The sequence below is a fragment of the Labrenzia sp. OB1 genome (genome assembly GCF_001624695.1).
In the GTDB taxonomy this organism is placed as follows: domain Bacteria; phylum Pseudomonadota; class Alphaproteobacteria; order Rhizobiales; family Stappiaceae; genus Roseibium.
In genome coordinates this window covers 50,409-69,357 of the sequence record NZ_JSEP01000003.1, presented here as the reverse complement: position 1 = coordinate 69,357, position 18,949 = coordinate 50,409, and the positions used below count along the sequence as shown (strand labels likewise).

Below are 18,949 nucleotides of genomic sequence, written 5' to 3'. Positions count from 1 at the left end.
TTTATGCGGTAGGCCGAATGTGATTCTTCTGCTCAATTTTTAACCTGAAGCACTTTGTCTGATTATTACTTAGGCAAAAATTCTGCCTTAAAAGTGGCCATTTGAGTTTCTGCCCTTTCCTTCCTCCATTCCTTAACAGCTGTTAACGCGCGGAATTCTGCGGAAAAATCCCCGTAATTCGCAAGTTGGCACGGTCCTTGATTAGCAATGGCCGACACTGGTCCGGGCCACGCAACGTGGCGCACGCAAAGACCTGAGAAGATCCTTCCAGAGGGGATGTGAAACAGGCGCGATTTCCGGACCGGTCGGCGGAGCTTCTTCGATGGGAAGGGGCGCTAAGCAAGGGGAATGGAACGAGCAATGAAAATAGTGATGGCCATCATCAAGCCGTTCAAGCTCGACGAAGTGCGTGATGCCCTGACGAGCATCGGCATCCAGGGGCTGACGGTGACTGAAGTCAAAGGCTATGGCCGCCAGAAAGGTCACACCGAAATTTACCGCGGCACCGAATACGCCGTCAGCTTCCTGCCGAAGCTGAAGATCGAGGTCGCTGTCGACAGCGCGTCTGTCGACAAGGTTGTCGAGGTGATTTCAGGTGCTGCGAAAACCGGTCAGATCGGCGACGGAAAAATCTTCGTCCACTCCATCGACCAGGTTGTCCGCATTCGTACCGGCGAAACCGACGCCGAAGCTCTTTGATTTTAGGTAAGGAAACGTATCATGAAAAAACTTGTCGCTAAGGGCGCGACGTCGCTGGCCTTGCTGAGTCTCTCGGCAGTGCCGGCCCTCGCCCAGGACGCTGCTGCCATTCCGGCCGTGTCCCCTGAGGTCGCTTATATCCTGAACACGCTGCTGTTCCTGATCGGTGGTTTCCTCGTGATGTGGATGGCTGCCGGCTTTGCGATGCTGGAAGCCGGTCTGGTCCGCTCCAAGAACGTCTCGATGCAGTGCCTGAAGAACATCACGCTCTACTCCATTGCAGGCCTGATGTACTGGATTACCGGGTACAACCTCATGTACACTGGTGTTGACGGCGGGTTCATGGGCTCCTTCGGTCCTTATGCCTTCGACGCTGTCGGTGGCGATGCACTCGACACCGGTTATTCCACGGCGTCCGACTGGTTCTTCCAGATGGTGTTCTGCGCCACGACCGCGTCGATCGTCTCCGGCACCCTGGCCGAGCGTATCAAGCTTTGGCCGTTCCTGGTGTTCACGGTCGTTCTGACCGGTTTCATCTACCCGATCGCCGGTTCCTGGCAGTGGGGCACGGGCTGGCTCTATGAAATGGGCTTCTCCGACTTCGCCGGTTCTACGCTGGTTCACTCCGTCGGTGGCTGGGCCGCTCTTGCCGGTGCGATCATCCTGGGTGCCCGTAAAGGCAAATACGGAGCCGATGGATCGGTTCACCCGTTCCCGGGTTCCTCCATGCCGCTTGCGACCTTGGGTACCTTCATCCTGTGGCTCGGATGGTTCGGCTTTAACGGCGCGTCGCAGCTCGCGATGGGCACCATCAGCGATGTCTCCGACGTCTCCCGCATCTTCGCCAACACCAACATGGCGGCTGCCGCCGGTGTGGTCGCGGCGGTCATCCTCACCCAGATCCTTTACAAGAAGGTTGACGTGACGATGGCTCTGAACGGCGCTCTTGCCGGTCTTGTTTCCATCACCGCCGAGCCTCTGGCTCCGAGTGTCTGGCAGACCGTGTTCATCGGTGCTGTCGGTGGTGCGATCGTCGTCTTCGCCGTGCCGATGCTCGACAAGCTGAAGATCGACGACGTGGTCGGCGCCATCCCGGTTCACCTGCTCGCAGGTATCTGGGGCACGCTGATCGTGCCGCTCTCCAACGCCGATGCCTCCTGGGGCGTTCAGATCACCGGTATCGTTGCCTACGGCGTGTTCACGCTGGTCGCTTCGGCAATCGTCTGGTTCATCCTGAAAGCCACCATGGGTATCCGGGTCTCGGAAGAAGAAGAAGCGCTCGGGCTCGACAAGGTCGAAGTCGGCGTGGAAGCCTATCCGGAATTCGGCATGGGGTCCCAGCGCCTCTAACAAGATGCGCTGACCTAATATCTCCCAGGCGGTCTTTTGGCTCAGACCGCAAACTTGGAAGCCCGGAGTTCGCTCCGGGCTTTTTTTTGCCTGACGCTCTCTTCGGATGGAGCGTCCCGGACGTTCTGCATCTGGACGGATACCCTGGATCTTCGGACAGCTCCGAAAAGATCCAGCGACATTCAATCGATTTCGCTCAAGGTGATTAGATGGACCTAAAAATTAGGCAATTGATTATCGAATAAGCAGAATTAGGCATGCCGAAACGCAGCATCTTTTCGAACATGCTCAATAGATCGGCTGATTACTGCGTATTTTCTAGTCTTCTGCCCGATTGGCATGCGGTTTGTATAGCTTGTGGCTCCAAAAGCATAAACAAGCGGCAATTTGCCTAATCGGGGGTCGGAAATGAGTGCAGCAGGGGTTGGTGGGGACGTCTTTTTTGTTCTGGTCGGGGCAATCCTCGTTTTTGCCATGCATGGAGGGTTCGCGTTTCTCGAAGTGGGGACCGTGCGGCAAAAGAACCAAGTCAACGCTCTGGTTAAAATTCTCGTTGACTTCGCATTGTCGACCGTCACCTATTTCTTCGTCGGCTATGCGGTTGCCTATGGCACGACCTTCCTGGTGAATGCCGCGGCCTTGTCCGGCGGCGGAGAGGGGTTCGAGCTGCAGGGCCTGACGCTGGTCAAGTTCTTCTTTCTGACCACTTTCGCAGCCGCCATTCCGGCGATCATCTCAGGCGGTATCGCCGAGCGAATGAAATTCTGGCCGCAATGTCTTGCGACCGTCGTGCTTGTCGGCATTGTCTATCCGCTTTTCGAAGGCGTTGTCTGGAACGGCAATTTCGGCATCCAGGCCTGGATCGAAGCCTCCTTCGGCGCGCCCTTCCACGATTTCGCGGGGTCTGTGGTGGTCCATGCCGTCGGAGGCTGGATCGCGTTGGCGGCCGTGCTGCTTCTCGGCCCGCGTATCGGCCGCTACGACCGCAACGGTCGACCGGTCGGCATTCCGCCGTCGTCGCTGCCCTGGCTCGCCATGGGATCCTGGATGCTGTGTGTGGGCTGGTTCGGCTTCAACGTAATGACGGCCGGGTCGCTGGAGGGAGCTTCCGGCCTCGTCGCGATCAACTCGCTGATGGCCATGGCAGGCGGCATCCTGGCCGCGCTCGTGGTCGGGAAGAACGATCCGGGGTTTGTCCATAACGGTGCGCTGGCCGGCCTCGTCGCGGTCTGCGCCGGGTCAGACATCATGCATCCCGCGGGCTGTCTGATTGTTGGCGGTATCGCAGGCGGTATCTTCGTGATCGGCTTCGAGATCTGCCAGAACAAGCTGAAAGTCGATGATGTGCTCGGTGTCTGGCCGCTGCACGGCATCTGCGGTGCCTGGGGCGGAATTGCCGCCGGTTTCTTCGGGCTGGAGGCGTTGGGCGGCCTCGGTGGCGTGTCGCCGCTGGCGCAGATCGCGGGCACACTCATCGGTGCGGTTTATGCGCTTGGCGCCGGCTTTGCCGTCTATGGTGTTCTGAAAGTTGTAACGGGTCTGCGGCTGACGGCGGAAGAAGAGCATCTTGGTGCCGATCTCTCCATTCACAAGATCAGCGCAAATCCCGAAAGCGATCTGGGCAGGTAAAAGCCCGGAGGCAGGGTCCGGTTTGCGGTTGATGCAGCGTCAAACTCACGCGGCGCTGTCCCGGCCTTGGGCCGGGACCTGCCACCGTCTCTGAAGGCCCCGGCTCAAGGCAGGGACGGAGGGGATTGGCAGACTGCCGTCTGCTTCAAGCCACCGGTCCTGCGTCCGACAGCATGGCCGCCAGATCGTCATGGCTGTCGACAACCCTGTGAGCCCCTGCGGCCGAAAGCTGTCCTGCATGGCCGTCATGGCTGTGACCGCCGCCGACAAACCCCCAGACGGTCATGCCGGCAGCCAGCCCGGCCTTGACCCCGTTGGCGCTGTCTTCGATGACAAGCGTCGACGCCGGCTGCACACCCAGCTTGCCGGCAGCGAAGAGAAAGAGATCCGGCGCCGGTTTGCCGTTCTCAACCTGTTCGCCTGAATAGATGTGCGGCTCGAAATAGGCGTGAAGACCGGTGTGGCGCAGCTTGTGGTGCAGCCGCTGCAGGCGGGACGAGGACGCGACCGCACGTGCTCCCCTGTGTGCCTCCAGCAGTTCCTTGATGCCGGCTATGTCGGTGAGTTCGGCGTCGATCCGCGCCAAGGTGGCTGCGTCAAGATCCGGACCAAAGGTCTCCGGCAGGGGACCCTTGCCGAGTGCCTGATGATCGCTTTGCAAAGCGGCCCAGAAGTCCGCGCCACCGAGGCCCTGGAAGCGGTCCATATAGACATTCAGGTCGTAATGAAGACCGATCCTGGCCAGATGCTCGCGTTCCACTTCCACATAGATCTTTTCGGAATCGACCAGAACGCCGTCGCAATCGAAAAGGATCGCCTCAAATGCCATGTCATCCTCATTGTATGGGTCGGTACCTAGTGTGAGCCGTCGAACAGACCTTTAACAACCTGTCTTTGAAACAAGATGACAAGCAGGGCCGGCGGGAGCACCGCCAGAACCGCGAGCATCAATCCGTGCGGGCTGGCGCGGCCGAAGAACTGCATGCCTCGGACCAGCGTGTAGGCACTCTCCTCGGATGTCACGATGACGGGCCACAGATACTGGTTCCAGCCGGTGACGAACAATACCAGGAACAGCGCTCCGGCAGTCGGCAGGGAAATCGGCAGCAGAATGTCCCTGAAGAACCTGAAGGGGCCGGCCCCGTCGAGGCGTGCGGATTCCATCAGTGTGTCCGGCACTGTCAGCAGGAATTGGCGAAAGAACAGCGTTCCAAGCCCGGAGGCGACAAGCGGAAATATGAGCCCGGCGCGCGTATTCACCATGCCAAGGCCCGCAACCACTTCATATGTGGGCAGAAAGCGGGACTCCAGCGGCAGCAGGAGCGTGAGCAGAAGAATGGCGAAGACAAGACTTGCGAATCTGACGCGGAAGTAGATCAGCGCATAGGCGGTGATGAGCGAGAGGACCAGTTTCAGCGAGGCGAATCCCGCGCCGAGCAGGAAGGAATTCCACAGCATGGTGAGCGCCGTCACCTCGCCGGAGAAGCCATAGTCCGAGGTCAGAAAACGGCCGTAGTTTTCGAGCGCGTTTCCTCCCATGTCCAGCCTCGGCATCATGGGGACACCGGCCCCGTGGGTTGTCGCGGCGAACAGGGAATAGACCGGCATCGCCATGAAGAGCGATCCGACGATCAGAATGATGTGATCGGCAAGCTGGGCGTGAAACCGCCGCCAGGAAGGCATCTTGGGATCGTCCTGTTTCAAGAATTCGGTCTTGCGGGCCAAATGTGGTTTCCAATGAACAGCCTCATTGGAAACCACGCCTAGAGAACCACAATACCGGAATGTTTCGCCTTGTGTTCGGGCTCCACATGAATGGTGACACGGGCGCCCGGAACGTCTTCCGCGATGGCGACCTCGATCCTGTCGCAGATATCGTGAGCGGCTTCAACCGACATTTCTCCGGGAACGACCAGGTGAAAATCGACGAAGGTCGACTTGCCGGCAATTCGGGACCGAAGGTCATGGGCTTCCAGGGCGCCCTCGCCATGTTCGGAAATCTGCAGGCGGATCTTGTCGAGGACGTCGGCTGAGGCGGCTTCGTCCATGAGGCCTCCGACAGACTCCTTGACCAGTCCCCAGCCGGACCAGAGCACGGCGAAGCCGACGAGAGCTGCGAGGGCAGGATCGAGGATCCTCCAGCCCGTGATCAGCACAAGAACGACGCCGGTCAGCACACCGGCCGACGTTATGACGTCCGCCATCAGATGTCTGCCGTCCGCCAGCAGCGCCGGTGACCGTGTCTTGCTGCCGTAGTGGATCAGATAGCGCGCCCAGAGCGCATTGATGATCGCGGCGCTCAGGTTCATGGCGATCCCCAACGGGGAATAATGCGGACTGTGGCCTCTGGTGAAGCCGATCCAGGACGCATAGAAAATGGAAATCGCTGCCAGGACGATCATCACCCCGACCAGAACGGCCGCGAAGTATTCGGCCTTGTCATGACCGTAGGGATGATTGCTGTCGGCGGGTTTGGCCGCGAACCAGACGGCTGCCAGGGTTGCGATCGAGGCCGCGATATTGACGGTGGTTTCCAGGGCGTCGGAAAACAGGGCGACAGATCCGGTCAGCCAATAGGCGGCGAATTTGAGGCCGAGCACGACGATGCCGATCACTATGCTTGAAAAGGCAATCCGTAGCCTGCGCTTCAGGTCCATGTCATACCCCCGGGTCAATCCGCTCCGAACAACACGCGTGAGAGCGGATATGCCGATCGAACTCCAGCTGCTCCATCATGTCCTGCGTTCAATGCAACGCCGACAGAAGCCTCAACACTTTCAACAAATCAACTTTTCAGACCTTCAGCCGGTTCCGGCCAAGGGTCTGACGATCTGATGAGACGATCAAACCGGGGCAAGGGGTAGCAGTTTTTGGGCGGGTTACAAGGCACATGGCGCCATTATTCCCGCGAAATCAGCTGAATGCCTGGAAAATGCGCGGCATTCGCTGGGCAGGGGAATGGCATTTGAAAGCGTGCTGGCGATCTTCAGGTGCAACACGCGTGAAGATCAGCCTTTCCAGTCCATAACCGTGGCGCCGATTATGGCTCCCGGTCCATCCTGGTCTTCCACCTGGATCAAGATCGCGCAGCGGGCGTCGCCTTTCAGCATAAGCTTGGACTTCGGCATGCGGAAGGTTTCCGCGCCACCCGACCACATGCCGATGGGTTGGAGATTGCGGACGACGTTGACATACCGGATCTTGCGGCCGGCGTTTTCGCCGCGGCCGATATCAACCTCCGCCTCACCCTCGATCTGAACGAAATAGACCGTCGCCATCGACGCGTTCCCGGGCAGTGTTCCGTCCACCGTGGCCTTGACGACCATGTTGGAGATTTTCAGATCGACGGTCGCGGTGAACGGGTCGGTGCGGGAAAGGGCGGCGCGGACATCCCTTTCGCGGCTGCCGACAACGTGTTCGTTGCCATTGATGACCATCTGCGGAGTATAGACCGAACGGTCACCACGACGGGCCGAATAAGCACGCTGGCGCTGGGAATGGACCGGGCTTGCGAGCGTGTCCTTCCAGCCAAGATAGTCCCAGTAATCCACCGGCATGACGAGTGTCAGCAGATCGCTTTCCTCTTCGACCAGCCGTTCCGCGAGATGGTCGGCCGGAGGACAGGACGAGCAGCCCTGGCTTGTGAACAGTTCAACGACCTTTTGAGGCTCAGCCTCGACGCGATCCACGGCAGCCGTCAGCGCGACTATTCCGGCAAGGACGATAAAAACCTTCCGGAAAGCTCTCACGGCTCTCCGGCGCTGTGCACCCACCATCTGGTCAATTCCTCTTCTGGATGGCTTTAAATTAGGCAATCGCGCTGTCAAGCGCGAGTCACGAGGCGGTGACCATGGCGGGTTTTCCCGGATATCGCGCAAATGTGACGACGGTTGCCAAAACCGGGCGTGTCAGCCGCCTTGCTGGATTTTGCGAAGTTCCGGCAGGAAAACGTCCCGGTAGGACTGAGGGCTGAGCGGACCGATGAATTTGTACCGGATCATGCCGCGGGCATCGACGATGAAAGTTTCCGGTACGCCGTAGACGCCCCATTCAATGGCTGCCCGACCGGCATCATCCGCCCCGATACGCGAATAGGGATTGCCGAGACTTCCGAGAAAACGGCGCGCGTTTTCCGGTTTGTCCTTGTAGTTGATGCCCAGAAGCTGGATGCCCTCCACCGTTGACAGTTCCTCAAGGAGAGGGTGTTCCTGACGGCAGGGCACACACCAGGAGGCAAAGATGTTGACGACGGACACTTTGCCCAGAAGGTCGGCCCGGGAGAAACCGGGTACGGGTGCGGCGTCCTTGAGCAAGCCGGGTACGGTCGCAAGAGTGAAGTCGGGCGCCGGTTTGTTCAGCAGCGCGGAGGGGATCTTCTGCGGATCGTTGCCAAGCGTAAGCTGGAACAGGAACAACCCGGCGAGCGCGGCGAACACCACCAGGGGCAGCAGAACGAGCACGGGGAAGCCGCGTTTAGGTGTTTTGGAGCCGGGATCCTTGCCGGAACCCGCATTTGTGTCCTGGGCATTCATCCGGGTTAACGACCGCCGTCTTCAGGCCGCCGGCGGGAGACGCCCTGCTCCGCAAGCTCCCTCAGCGCCTTTTCCTGGCCGGCCTTGTCGATCCTTATCCAGGCGATCAGAACGAGCACGGTGAGGAGACAAAGGCCGTAGGAGGCAAGGATAAAGCCGGCGTGGGGCCCAAGGTCCATGATCTTACTCCGCAGGCTGTGCGGTTGCGACCGCGGAACGGGGGTGGGCGGCACTGGCGGCCCGCAGGCGCAGGGTGCGGACGCGGCGGCGCAGGATCTCGTTGCGCATCGCCATCAGGTGCAGCACGAAAAACAGCAGCGTGAAGGCAACCGCCATGACAAGCAAGGGCCAGAGGATATCCGGGTGAATGGTCGGGCCGTCCAAGCGCATGACACTTGCGGGCTGATGCAGCGTGTTCCACCAGTCGACCGAAAATTTGATGACCGGCAGATTGAGAGCGCCGGCGAGCGTGAGAACGGCAGCCGCCTTGCCGGCCTTGATCGGATCGTCCATCGTGCGCCACAGGGTCATCAGTCCGAGATACATGATCAGCAGCACGAGTACGGACGTCAGCCTTGCATCCCAGACCCAATAAGTGCCCCACATGGGCTTGCCCCAGAGCGAGCCGGTAACCAGCGCCATGAAGGTAAAGGCCGCGCCGATCGGCGCGGCGGTCTTGGCGGACACATCTGCGAGCGGATGTTTCCAGACCAGCGTGCCGAGCGACGAGACGGCCATGATCGAATAGCACATCATCGACAGCCAGGCGGCGGGCACATGGATATACATGATGCGGACCGTCTGACCCTGCTGGTAGTCTTCCGGGGCGACGAAGAAACTCATGTAGAGACCGGCCGCGAAGGCCACCACGCAGAGGCCGGTCAGCCAGGGGAGAACCACCTGGACCAGCTTCAAAAACCGCGTCGGATTTGCGTAATCCCAAAATGCCATGCTTGCTTTTACTGCAGTCTTTCGTTGCCATCAATGTATCGAACGGTCGCAGAGGCGCATTGCGTTCGCTCAAACCATTTCATGGGCCGGCCCCTAGTCGGCTGCGAAGCGCAGGGCGGCGGCCGAGGCGATCGGACCGATGACCGCGGCGATCAGCGAGAGGGCGCACAGGATCAGGAACGGCGTCAGAAACGGCACAGGATCGTGAATGGCGGCATCTGCGGAGCTGACGCCGAAAATCAGCACCGGTATTGCCAGCGGAACCACAAGAACGGCCAACAGAAGTCCACCCCGGCGCAGGGTCACGGTCAGCGCTGCACCGATTGCTCCGATCAGCGTGAGGGCCGGTGTTCCGACCAGCAGAGTCAGTGTGACGGCGGCCATCGCGGCCGGTTCGAGATTGAGGAAAACCCCCAGGAGGGGTGCGGCGACGACGAGGGGCAGGCCGGTCGCCACCCAGTGAGCCAGACACTTGATCAGGACCACCAGTTCCAGCGGCCGGCCGGCCATCAGCATCAGGTCGATCGTTCCGTCGTCCCGGTCGGCCTGGAACAGCCGGTCAAGCCCCAGCAGCGTGGCGAGCAGGGCACCGATCCAAAGGATCGCCGGCCCGATGCGCGACAGCAGGTTGAGATCCGGGCCGACGCCGAAGGGAATGACGGTCACGACGGCCAGGAAAAACAGTACCCCCACCAGCGCGCTTCCACCCACCCGGACGGACAGCCGCAGGTCACGCTGGAAAAGAACGATGGCCCAGGTGCTCATTGCGGGGCGTCCTCAAGCGGCAGATCGGCCGCATCGCCGGTCTGCAAGTGCAGGTTCAGCGTTTTTTCAAGCGCGAGATCCGAATGCGTCGCCGTCACGATCAGGCCGCCGGCCGCGAGATGCGCGTTCATCAGGTCCAGGAGCTGCGATTCCGACACCCTGTCGAGCGCTGCGGTCGGTTCGTCCATCAGCCAGACCGGTCTTGGCGTCACAAGAAGCCGGCAAAGCGACAATCTGCGTTTTTGACCGGCTGACAGGAATGCCGCAGGCAGTTGTGCGGTATGTTCGATGCCGAGAATATCAAACGCTTTGAGAGGCTCCATCGGATCGCCGGAAAAGCCTGAACCGTGAGCGGCGGCGCAAAAATTCCGCCAGAATTGCAGATTTTCAAGTGCCGAAAGGGCCGGCTTGACAGCGTCCTGATGGCCGAAATAGTGGATGTGCTCTTGCGGCGGTGTGTCCGGTGCGCCGCCCTCCAGCCGGATCGATCCCTGTGCGAGCGGAACCAGCCCCGCCAGCGTGCGCAGTAGCGACGACTTGCCGATACCGTTGGCCCCGGTCACCACCAGGGCGCTCCCGCCTTCCAGCGAGAACGACAGATCCTCGAACACCCGGCGTCCGCCGCGGTCGATGGTCAGGTTTTCGGCGATGAGTTTCAGGGTCGACTCCGGCGCGGATTTATTGAGTCTCCCTTGTTAGAGGGCCGCATGGGGCAGTGGCAAGTGGGCAAATACGCCCAGGGCCCGGGGGATAGGCGACCAGGTGCAGCCGCTGATCCCGCCGGTGAAGCCTTTGTGCCGTCCGGGACCGCGGTTGTGACCACCGCAGCCCCTCATGTCAGCCGGATCGTATCAGTCGAATACGGACGCGATCTGGTCGACGCTGATGCCTTCCTTGATCTCGCGCAGCCGGGCGTAGATCAGTGCCACCAGGATACTGATGTAACCCACTCCGATGGCGGAAAGTGCCGAGAACAGGATGGTGGCAAGGATGGTGCCGCCGATGTACGCCACAAGTCCGATGACCAGGCCAACCACGAAGTTAATGACCACGATGAGGATCAGGCCGAGGACAAGCGCGCCGGCGATCGGCCAGCGATATTGTTTGGTGAGCCGGGCACTGCGGCCGAGACCGCCAAATCCGACACGTTCGATGACGATTGCCGGGACCATTACCGAGAACACCGCATAGACCCAAAGTCCCGGGATGATAAACAGAAGAGTTGCGAAGCCGGCCAGCAGGCCGGCGACCAGGCTCAGGATCGCAACGGGAAGCAAGGCGCTCAGCGCCGGTCCGATATAGCGTCCGGGCTGCACCGGCCGCTTCAGCTTTGCATCATAGGCAAGCTGCACCAGAAGAGCTGTGGTCAGGGAGTAGATCACCATTTCCACAACGAATGCCAAACCGAACGCGGCGGTGCCGCCGGCGTCATTGAATGTGGGATCTTCCACGCCGAGCGCGACATCGAAGCCAATCAGTCCGCCCGACAACACGAGACCCACCAGGACGGGCACGAAGGCGACGAGGATCACCTTGAGAAAATTTCCGAAAAGGATCGAGAAGCTCTCGCCAATCAGGGCGCCGACGCCGAGCGGAACCTTGGGCTGATCGAGGGGGGTGTCAGTCATGAAATGCTCCATATCGTTTTAAATAAATCTCAAAAAGGATGTCTGAATGCCTTTTTTCAGCAGTACACAAAGACACTACGTATTTATCCTCTCACCATTGGCGAATGGCAACAAGCAAGGCGTTGACGCCAGATGGGCAATCGGGCTCTCAACACCCCGTAACCCCTGTCAATCGAAGACCTCGGAGATGCTTTCGAGGCCTACACCTCCCTTGATCTCACGCAAGCGAGCGTAGATCAGCGATACCGCGATGGCGAGAATACTGGTACCTGCGGTTGATAGCAGGCCGAAGAGAAGGCCGCCGATCAGACCGTTGGTCGCCATCGACAAGACCATGAAAATAGCGCCAACGACCAGATAGAACACAGCGATGAGCAGGCTGATCAGCACCAGGGTGCCGACAATTGGCCAGCGATAGTGCCAGGTCAGTTCAGCGCTGCGGGTGAGCCCACGCAGGCCGGACTGCTCAAAGATGACTGCAGGCGCGCAGACTGAGAAAACCGCAACAATCCAGAGAACGAAACCGAATTGGAATGGAAGCGCCACGAGCGCGAGATAGTGCGAGGCGAACGAAAATAGCATCACGACTATCTGGGACAGAACAAGGATCGCCAGGACCGCGAAGCTCAGAATGAGGATTGCAGGCAAGGCCCTGATGGCGGGCCGGATGTACCGGCGGATCCTGATCTGGCGGCCGAGTTGATCGTCACAGGCGAGCTGGACCAGAATGGCCGTGGTGATTGAGTAGACCGCCAGCAGCAAAAACGTCATGACCAGAGGCAGTAAAATTGTGTCGAACGCGTCAGATCCGATCTCGCCGAAACCCGTGTAGTACCCGAGGACCAAATCGGGAAGCACCTGTCCGAGGAGCATCGGCACCAGTCCGATCAGACAGACAACGACGATGTGGTGGAAGAAAACCGCAAAGCTGTCGCTAATCAGTGTGCCTACGCTGAGGGGCAGTCTTGGCTGGCTTTCGAAAACTGGACTGGCGATGTGTTCTTGAGCGGCTGCATGATCGTCAGTCAATAGTATGGTTCTCCAAAATCAAAAAAATCCTGTTTCAGGATAGGAGGAGGATCCGGTCAGTCAAGCCTATCGCAGGAGTAGGCGCGATCAGCTGTCTCCGTTCGTCTGGGCATAATGCTTGTTCTCGCGCCGGTCGCCAAACAGCCGGCGCTGTTCCAGGTGTTCGCGCTGGGCATTGTAAAACGCCTGCAGGAAGCGAATCCGGTCTTGCGGCGGCACCGGTTCGGCGTAACCGATCTTCTTGCGTATCTTTTCGACAATCGTTGCTATGGCTGCTTCCGTCTGCCGGCTGACGGCGGTGGCCGGGGGTGTGTTGCGGGACCGAAGCAGTGTTTCGAGGGTCTGCAGTTCGAATGCGCCGTAGTGATCGAGCTGATGGGACAGGAAGACAAAGGACTTTCGGTCGGTTTCTACCTGCGGTTTTTCCACCGCCATGTCCTTCAGCAATATCGGCACCGGCAGATGGATCACGTGGGTTCCGGCCATCATGTCGCCGAGACGGCGGCGGTAACGGTTACACAGGGGCACCAGCAATGCGATTGCGATCCAGATCAGCGACGCGGCCGTCTCCAGGGGAGATGCCGTGTCCAGCGTCAGGAGGAGCGTGCCCGGCAGGAAGACCTCCGCTTCCTTCATAAGGTTGCGCAGGACGAGAGAATGCGCGCTCAGCGATCCACCGTCATGAGCCACCACCTTGATCTTCATGATGCGCTTGCCCAGCGTCTGGCCGTTCCAGGCTAGCTCGGCCAGCACATAGTAGGGAACGCCGATACAGAAGAAGACCAGCACGGCGATGGCCGTCATCGATTGCGGTCCCAGCAGACCCAGGGTTCCAAGCAGGACAAGCAGGCTGATCGCCGCGATGGAGGTCAGGACAATGTCGGTGAACTGCGCGGCGGTGCGTACACCGACACCTGCAATCGGCAGCGTCAGGGGGACCCCTTCCGGTGGCATGAGAGTATCGGGTGAAGGTCGTTTGTCCTTCCTGTCTTTGCGAAAGCGGCCGATCATCGCAGCCTCCTTCCGCCGAACGCAAACCATGCCAGCCAGAGTGCGCCGACGCCCCAGCCGATCACGAAGCGCGAGGTCATGTCCTGAACGAGCTGGCGGGCGAAACTTTCCAGCAGCGCGGCGGCGACAAGCATGAGCGCGGCAACGAGTGCCAGCTTCACCGCATCGCGGCCGGCATGGCGAAGGGCATCGGCGCGTGTTCTGTTGCCGGGAAACAGAACCGCCGAACCGAGTTTCAGCCCGCCGCCACAGGCGATGCAGACGGCCGACAGTTCGGTGACCCCGTGGACGGAGAGCCAGCCGGCGAGATCCACTCCCAGGCCCCGGTCGACATGAAGCGCGAAAAAGGCTCCGAGTATGAGACCGTTGTAGAACGTCAGCAGGATTGCCGGTGCGCAGGCGAAAACGCCGAGACCGAAGACAAAGATGGCGATCCGGGTGTTGTGAGAAAACAGATAGGCCGCAAAGCTGCCAAGTCCCGATGTTCCGCTGTCATGACCGTAGATGGAGGACCGCAGGGACTCGGTGGTGGCATTCGGGCTGCGGCCACTGGCCATCTCGGATGGCATGAAGACGTAGAACCAGTCGTTGTTCTCGAAATAGAGCAGATAGCCCGCCAGCGCGCCGAGCGTCATGAAGAGAAAGCCCAGAAGGATGAACTTCCAGGACCGGCGCATGGCTTCAGGTGCGCCGCGTTTCAGGAACCGGCCGAACAATCCGCCGAGCCGCTCCTGCGGCGCGTAAACGCACAGATAGGCGCGGGCTGTCAGGGCCTCCAGATACGTGAGCAGGGCCTTGTCGAGCGAGATCTCCCGGGCAATGGCGAGCGATGTCGTGGCCTGCCGGTAGAGTTCGGCGAGGTCGCGCGCATCGGCGAATGCCATACGCTGCAGCCCCTTGCTCTCCGCTGTCCGCACCAGCGTCTCAAGACGCTGCCAGTCGGCCTCGCGCTCCTTTCGGAACCGTGCGGAGCGGATGAGGTCCTGGCTGTCCATCAGATGAGCTCCCGTGCCTTGATCTCGAGATAGGTCGAAATCAACCGCGCGGTAATCGCTTCCGGTCTGGCGTCGACAATGGTCACGCCCAGGCGGGTGAGCCGTTCAAGGACCAGGCGGCGTTCCTGGATGGACTGGTTGGCCGCCACGAGTGCCGCCGCGCCGTTGAGGTCTTCAGGCGGCGTATCGACAAGTGTCTCCAGCTCCGGGTCGCGGATGGTCACAAAGATCAGCAGGTGACGCCTGGCGAGAATGGCGATGTTCTCGATCAGCAGTTCGGCCGAGGTGGTGTCGATGAAATCGGTGAAAACGACGATCAGGCTGCGTTTGGGCGTGCGGGCGTTCAACTCGCTCAAGGCCAGCGTGTGGTTCGTCTCGCGGCTGACATAGGACAGTTCAGCCGTCCAGTGACGCAGCCTCGCAAAAGCCGCACGGCCCGGAGCCGGGGTTGCAAAGGTGCGGGGTTTCACATCGTAGGAGTAATACCCGACGAGGTCCCCGCCTATCGCCGCGGCCCAGGCGGTTGCCAGCGCCGCCGTGACGGCGTGGTCGATCTTCGGCAGGCCGCCGATCTCCTCGCGCATCAGATAGCCGTTGTCGAGCGCGACGATGACATGGTGGTTGCGTTCGGCGCGCAGTTCCTTGGCGACAAGCGACCTGCGGCGGGCGGAACGTTTCCAGTCGATTGTCTTGATGTCCATGCCGGGGACGAAGTCACGCAGCTGCTGAAATTCCGACCCTTCGCCGATAGCCCGGTTTTCCTTCGCGCCGAAGAGCGTGGACAGGACCGTGGTGGTTATCTGTCCGGATTGGACAAGCCGGATGTTCGGGACAACGCGGATTTCCACGCCCGCGTCCAGACGCGGCACGAACTCGAGCAGTTTCAGGCGCGATGTCCAACGCAGCCAGACATGTTCGAGGCGCCAGACACCCCGCCGTATCGCACGGCAGCGAATGTCACAGGTGGCGCGGCCGTCTGAAGCGGGGAGGAAAGTGACTTCACCGCTTTCCTCCAGCCCGGCCGGCCAGTCGAACCGGGCCCGGAGATCCCGGGGTGCCCTGTCGATTGTCATGTGCAACGTGGCAGTTTCGCCGACAAAGATCTCGGCCGGCGTTTCGAAGGTCAACGCTTTCGGTCGCCGGAGGGACAGCGCCAGATCGCAGATCACCGCCACCGCCAGCAGAATCCACGGTGCTTCGGCGGCTTCGCGCACCGCGCCACCTGCCAGCACCGCGATCATCGAAAGGATGAGCGTTGCCAGGGCCAGGACAAGCAGTCTTTTGGAGGGACGGATCAGCGGGGAGCCTCGATCTGGCTGAGGATGTTTTCCAGAACCTGCGCGGGGCTGCGGCCCTCTATTTCCGCGGTGGGACCGAGGACGATCCGGTGACGCAGGGTGGGTATGAAGAGCCGTTTGACGTCGTCGGGGATGGCGTAATCGCGGCCGTTGATCGCAGCGGTGGCTCTGGCGGCACTGGCCAGGGCATCCGCCGCCCGGGTCGAGGCGCCATAGGCGATTTCGGAGCTCTCCCGAGTCGCGCGCACGAGGCGGAGGATATAGGCGAGGATGTCGTCCTTGAGAATGATTGCGTCGACCAGGTCCCGGGTTTCCGCCAGCGCTGCCGCGTCCAGCACCTTGGTGAGGTCCGCCGTTTCCAGGCCCGCCTCGAGGGGTTCGGCGGCATGCTGGCGCAGGATGGCCATTTCTATGTCCTCGGGCGGAAAATCGATCACCAGCTTGAACAGGAACCGGTCGAGTTGCGCCTCGGGAAGCGGGTAGGTGCCCTGCTGCTCGATGGGGTTCTGCGTGGCCATCACGATGAACTCCCGGCCGAGCGAATGATCGCTGCCGTCGATGCTGACAGTCCGCTCGCTCATCGCCTGCAAGAGCGCCGCCTGGGTCTTGGGAGGTGCACGGTTGATTTCATCGGCCAGCAGAACCTGGGAAAAGATCGGGCCCTTGGTGAGAACGAAGGCATTGGTACGGAAATCGAAGATCGAGGTTCCCAGAACGTCGCCGGGCATCAGGTCCGGAGTGAATTGAATGCGGCCGAAGTCGAGCGCCAGAACCGCGGCGAAACTTCGGGCCAGAAGGGTCTTTGCCGTGCCGGGAGGACCCTCGAGCAGCACATGGCCGCGTGCGAACAGCGCGACCAGCAGCAGGTCGACAATGTCCTCCTGACCGAGGACGGTGCGTCCGATTTCCGCCCTCAAGGCGTCCGTGTGTTGCCGCAGGGCGTCAAGCGTCATGGTTTATTTGCTCCAGAACCTGTTCGAATTCGTCGATGAGCCGGATGGCTTCACTTGCCGGAAGATGGGCCGGAAGCTGCCGGATATTCGCCAGAACCGTGCGCAGGCGGGCCGTTTCGGCCGGATGCCGGCGCTGGGCCGATTTCAGAAAAGCGTCTTCGCCGCCATAGTGGCGCGCATGGGCGGACCCGAAAAGCGCGGCCGCCATTGCCGCCATCCGCGCTGCGGCGTACTCGCGGATCAGGGCGCCATCGTGACCGGACAGCCGCATCAACCGCGCCCTTGCGCGCACCGCAAGCAGCTTGCCGGCCCCGGGCGCCGCAGCTTCAGGGCGGATCGGCCCGGTGCGCAGTGCGCCGCGCCAGAAAAACAGCAGGAAGGCCAGCGCGGCGCCAATCCAGAGTGTCAGGAAGGGAGGGCCGAAAAAGCGGCCGAGATCCGCCCATGTCCGTTCGCGCTCGGGTTCGCTGAAGGGGTCGCGAAGCCAGGAACTGCGGCTGTAATCGATCACGACATTGCGGCCGGCCGCCCGAGAGCGAAGGAAGTCGCTGGCTATATGCGCATTGTCGCCCAGCCGCAGACCGTGATTGTTGAGCAGATCCGGGTCCGTCAGCACAAGAAGCCTCCCGTCCTGATCTCCGGCGTCCTTCCGGAGGGGGCAGTCGGCCAGAAGCATTGCTTCTTCTGTGCCGATGACCGGGATGCAGCCGCGCGCCTTGATCGTCTGCGCCGCATAAATCCGGGCGCTCAGGTCTTTGCCGTCAGTCGAGCGGTACGGAAAGTCCGTGAAGGGGGACTTCGCGTCGATCAGTTCGGGATCGCTTTCATCGATTATCCTGCCGAGCGTTGACCCCAGACGGTCGCGTTCGGTCTTCAGCACAGGATGGGCAAGCCCTGTAAGGCGCATCCCGCTGCGCCATTTCGGCAGGACGACAAGCGTCGGTACGGTTCGCGCCTTGAGCCCGATGACGTCCGCATCGAGATCGTATTCATCCTGCTGACGCAACAGTTCCTGCTGGGTCGTGGCGGGCACGCGGTCGGCATCAAGCGCCGTGTCGTAGACCGGTACCACCAGAAGGCCGACCGATGTCTGATCGATCGGCCAGCCGCCGGTGAAATTTTGCGCGCTGACGTCCTCGGACGTCAGCCAGACCTGCAGTCCGTCCAACCCGGCGGGAGAACTGCGCAGTGTCTGCTGCTGCTGTGAAAGAAGGTACCAAAGTCCGGCAATTCCTATGGCGCAGACAAGAACGATGACCACCAGCTCGATGCGCAGCGTGCCGGGAGGGCGGGTGGTTTCCGTGTCGCTCATGATGTGCCCTGTCCAAGCAATTGTCTGCAGTCGGCGACATGCTGGTGAAATTCGTCCTCGCTTACATCGCGCCCGCCGAACTGCACGCGTTCGCTGGCCATGACCAGGGCACGCAGCGCGTCGACCTGTGCCTGTCTGTCGGGGATATGGCGCAGTGCGTCGCGCGCGGTCCAGCTGCGCTGCATGAGGACGCCATTGGCCGCGACGGTCGCGGCGAGGGCTTTTTGCGCCAGCAGCACCAGAGCGCGCCGCCGGTCGTCGATGCGCAGGATTTCATCCAGCGTGCCAAGCTTCTCGGCCCAGGCCGGAGCTTCCGGCAGGGCCTTGCGGCGTCCACTGCCGGGATTGCGGGCCTCTTGCTTCAGGGAAACCGTCATGCGGCCCCCAAGGCGCAGGAACAGGTAAAGGATCGCGGCAAGTACGACACCGCTTACCACCAGGAAAGGCCAGTCAGTCTCACCGCTGGTTTCACCGCGCGGCCGCTCACCCTCCGTTTGTCTCTGAGGCTCCGGCTGAAGCCCGGTCTTCAGTTCCGGTGGGGGCGCGGACGGATCGTAATAGGCAACGTCGGTGTCGATGCGGCGCAGCCGGATCGACCTGAGGTAATCGCGTCCGGATTCACCGATCTCGACCGGTTCACGAACAGCCTCCTGCGCCAGCGATTGGGTCAGGGGGGAAAATACGATTGAAAGAACAAAAAAAACAAAAAAGCAGCGCATGGCTGTTTTTAACGTGCTTGCCCAACCCGGCGCAATAGAGCGTTTCGCCTTATCTGGATGCGTGGCCTGGCCCACGCC

20 protein-coding genes are annotated in these 18,949 nt (G+C 60.9%); 3 read left to right on the top strand and 17 right to left on the bottom strand.

Annotation, left to right across the window (positions count from 1 at the left end; translation table 11 throughout):
- The first annotated feature begins 360 nt into the window (after window positions 1-360).
- The 3 genes from OA90_RS04790 to OA90_RS04780 all read left to right on the top strand — a co-directional run bounded on the left by OA90_RS04790 (window position 361) and on the right by OA90_RS04780 (window position 3,678).
- On the top strand, window positions 361-699 hold the full coding sequence (locus tag OA90_RS04790; RefSeq protein ID WP_082836849.1) for a P-II family nitrogen regulator: 339 nt from the start codon (window positions 361-363) through the stop codon (window positions 697-699).
- Window positions 700-720: 21 nt separating this feature from the next.
- Window positions 721-2,049, top strand: a complete 1,329-nt coding sequence (locus OA90_RS04785; RefSeq protein WP_068408060.1) for an ammonium transporter — start codon at window positions 721-723, stop codon at window positions 2,047-2,049.
- Between the two features lie 408 nt (window positions 2,050-2,457).
- The gene (locus OA90_RS04780; RefSeq protein ID WP_068408058.1) at window positions 2,458-3,678 is read left to right on the top strand and encodes an ammonium transporter; all 1,221 of its coding nucleotides are present in this window, start codon (window positions 2,458-2,460) and stop codon (window positions 3,676-3,678) included.
- 145 nt (window positions 3,679-3,823) lie between these two features.
- Here OA90_RS04780 and OA90_RS04775 read toward each other — a convergent pair whose 3' ends face one another.
- From OA90_RS04775 to OA90_RS04695, 17 genes are all read right to left on the bottom strand, one after another.
- Complete coding sequence (locus OA90_RS04775; RefSeq protein WP_068408056.1) at window positions 3,824-4,507, bottom strand: HAD family hydrolase; 684 nt, start codon at window positions 4,505-4,507, stop codon at window positions 3,824-3,826.
- Window positions 4,508-4,533: 26 nt separating this feature from the next.
- A complete protein-coding gene (locus OA90_RS04770) occupies window positions 4,534-5,361 on the bottom strand; it encodes an ABC transporter permease subunit (protein ID WP_068408702.1) in 828 nt (275 codons plus the stop codon).
- An 80-nt stretch (window positions 5,362-5,441) separates the two neighbouring features.
- On the bottom strand, window positions 5,442-6,335 hold the full coding sequence (locus tag OA90_RS04765; protein WP_068408054.1) for a cation diffusion facilitator family transporter: 894 nt from the start codon (window positions 6,333-6,335) through the stop codon (window positions 5,442-5,444).
- A gap of 351 nt (window positions 6,336-6,686) precedes the next feature.
- Complete coding sequence (locus OA90_RS04760; RefSeq protein WP_068408052.1) at window positions 6,687-7,454, bottom strand: DUF1223 domain-containing protein; 768 nt, start codon at window positions 7,452-7,454, stop codon at window positions 6,687-6,689.
- 132 nt (window positions 7,455-7,586) lie between these two features.
- A complete protein-coding gene (locus OA90_RS04755; protein WP_082836848.1) occupies window positions 7,587-8,210 on the bottom strand; it encodes a DsbE family thiol:disulfide interchange protein in 624 nt (207 codons plus the stop codon).
- Window positions 8,211-8,215: 5 nt separating this feature from the next.
- The gene (gene ccmD, locus OA90_RS04750; protein WP_068408049.1) at window positions 8,216-8,389 is read right to left on the bottom strand and encodes a heme exporter protein CcmD; all 174 of its coding nucleotides are present in this window, start codon (window positions 8,387-8,389) and stop codon (window positions 8,216-8,218) included.
- Between the two features lie 4 nt (window positions 8,390-8,393).
- A complete protein-coding gene (locus OA90_RS04745; RefSeq protein WP_068408047.1) occupies window positions 8,394-9,161 on the bottom strand; it encodes a heme ABC transporter permease in 768 nt (255 codons plus the stop codon).
- Between the two features lie 93 nt (window positions 9,162-9,254).
- Window positions 9,255-9,926, bottom strand: coding sequence for a heme exporter protein CcmB (ccmB, locus tag OA90_RS04740; protein ID WP_068408045.1), 672 nt, complete (start codon window positions 9,924-9,926; stop codon window positions 9,255-9,257).
- Window positions 9,923-10,585, bottom strand: coding sequence for a heme ABC exporter ATP-binding protein CcmA (gene ccmA / locus OA90_RS04735; RefSeq protein ID WP_068408043.1), 663 nt, complete (start codon window positions 10,583-10,585; stop codon window positions 9,923-9,925). The genes ccmB and ccmA overlap by 4 nt, the downstream gene beginning before the upstream one ends.
- Window positions 10,586-10,777: 192 nt before the next feature.
- Complete coding sequence (locus tag OA90_RS04730) at window positions 10,778-11,554, bottom strand: hypothetical protein (protein WP_068408698.1); 777 nt, start codon at window positions 11,552-11,554, stop codon at window positions 10,778-10,780.
- Between the two features lie 168 nt (window positions 11,555-11,722).
- A complete protein-coding gene (locus OA90_RS04725; RefSeq protein WP_068408041.1) occupies window positions 11,723-12,583 on the bottom strand; it encodes a hypothetical protein in 861 nt (286 codons plus the stop codon).
- An 87-nt stretch (window positions 12,584-12,670) separates the two neighbouring features.
- On the bottom strand, window positions 12,671-13,594 hold the full coding sequence (locus OA90_RS04720; protein WP_068408039.1) for an RDD family protein: 924 nt from the start codon (window positions 13,592-13,594) through the stop codon (window positions 12,671-12,673).
- Window positions 13,591-14,589: a stage II sporulation protein M gene (locus tag OA90_RS04715; RefSeq protein WP_068408037.1), complete on the bottom strand. Its 999-nt coding sequence runs from the start codon at window positions 14,587-14,589 to the stop codon at window positions 13,591-13,593. The genes OA90_RS04720 and OA90_RS04715 overlap by 4 nt, the downstream gene beginning before the upstream one ends.
- Complete coding sequence (locus tag OA90_RS04710; RefSeq protein ID WP_082836847.1) at window positions 14,589-15,830, bottom strand: DUF58 domain-containing protein; 1,242 nt, start codon at window positions 15,828-15,830, stop codon at window positions 14,589-14,591. Before OA90_RS04710 ends, OA90_RS04715 begins: the two co-directional genes overlap by 1 nt.
- Before the next feature lie 53 nt (window positions 15,831-15,883).
- Window positions 15,884-16,840, bottom strand: coding sequence for a MoxR family ATPase (locus OA90_RS04705; RefSeq protein WP_068408033.1), 957 nt, complete (start codon window positions 16,838-16,840; stop codon window positions 15,884-15,886).
- Window positions 16,830-18,152: a hypothetical protein gene (locus OA90_RS04700; RefSeq protein ID WP_068408031.1), complete on the bottom strand. Its 1,323-nt coding sequence runs from the start codon at window positions 18,150-18,152 to the stop codon at window positions 16,830-16,832. Before OA90_RS04700 ends, OA90_RS04705 begins: the two co-directional genes overlap by 11 nt.
- Window positions 18,149-18,871 (bottom strand): DUF4129 domain-containing protein, encoded by a 723-nt coding sequence (locus OA90_RS04695; protein ID WP_068408028.1) that lies wholly within the window; start codon window positions 18,869-18,871, stop codon window positions 18,149-18,151. Before OA90_RS04695 ends, OA90_RS04700 begins: the two co-directional genes overlap by 4 nt.
- Between the last annotated feature and the right edge of the window lie 78 nt (window positions 18,872-18,949).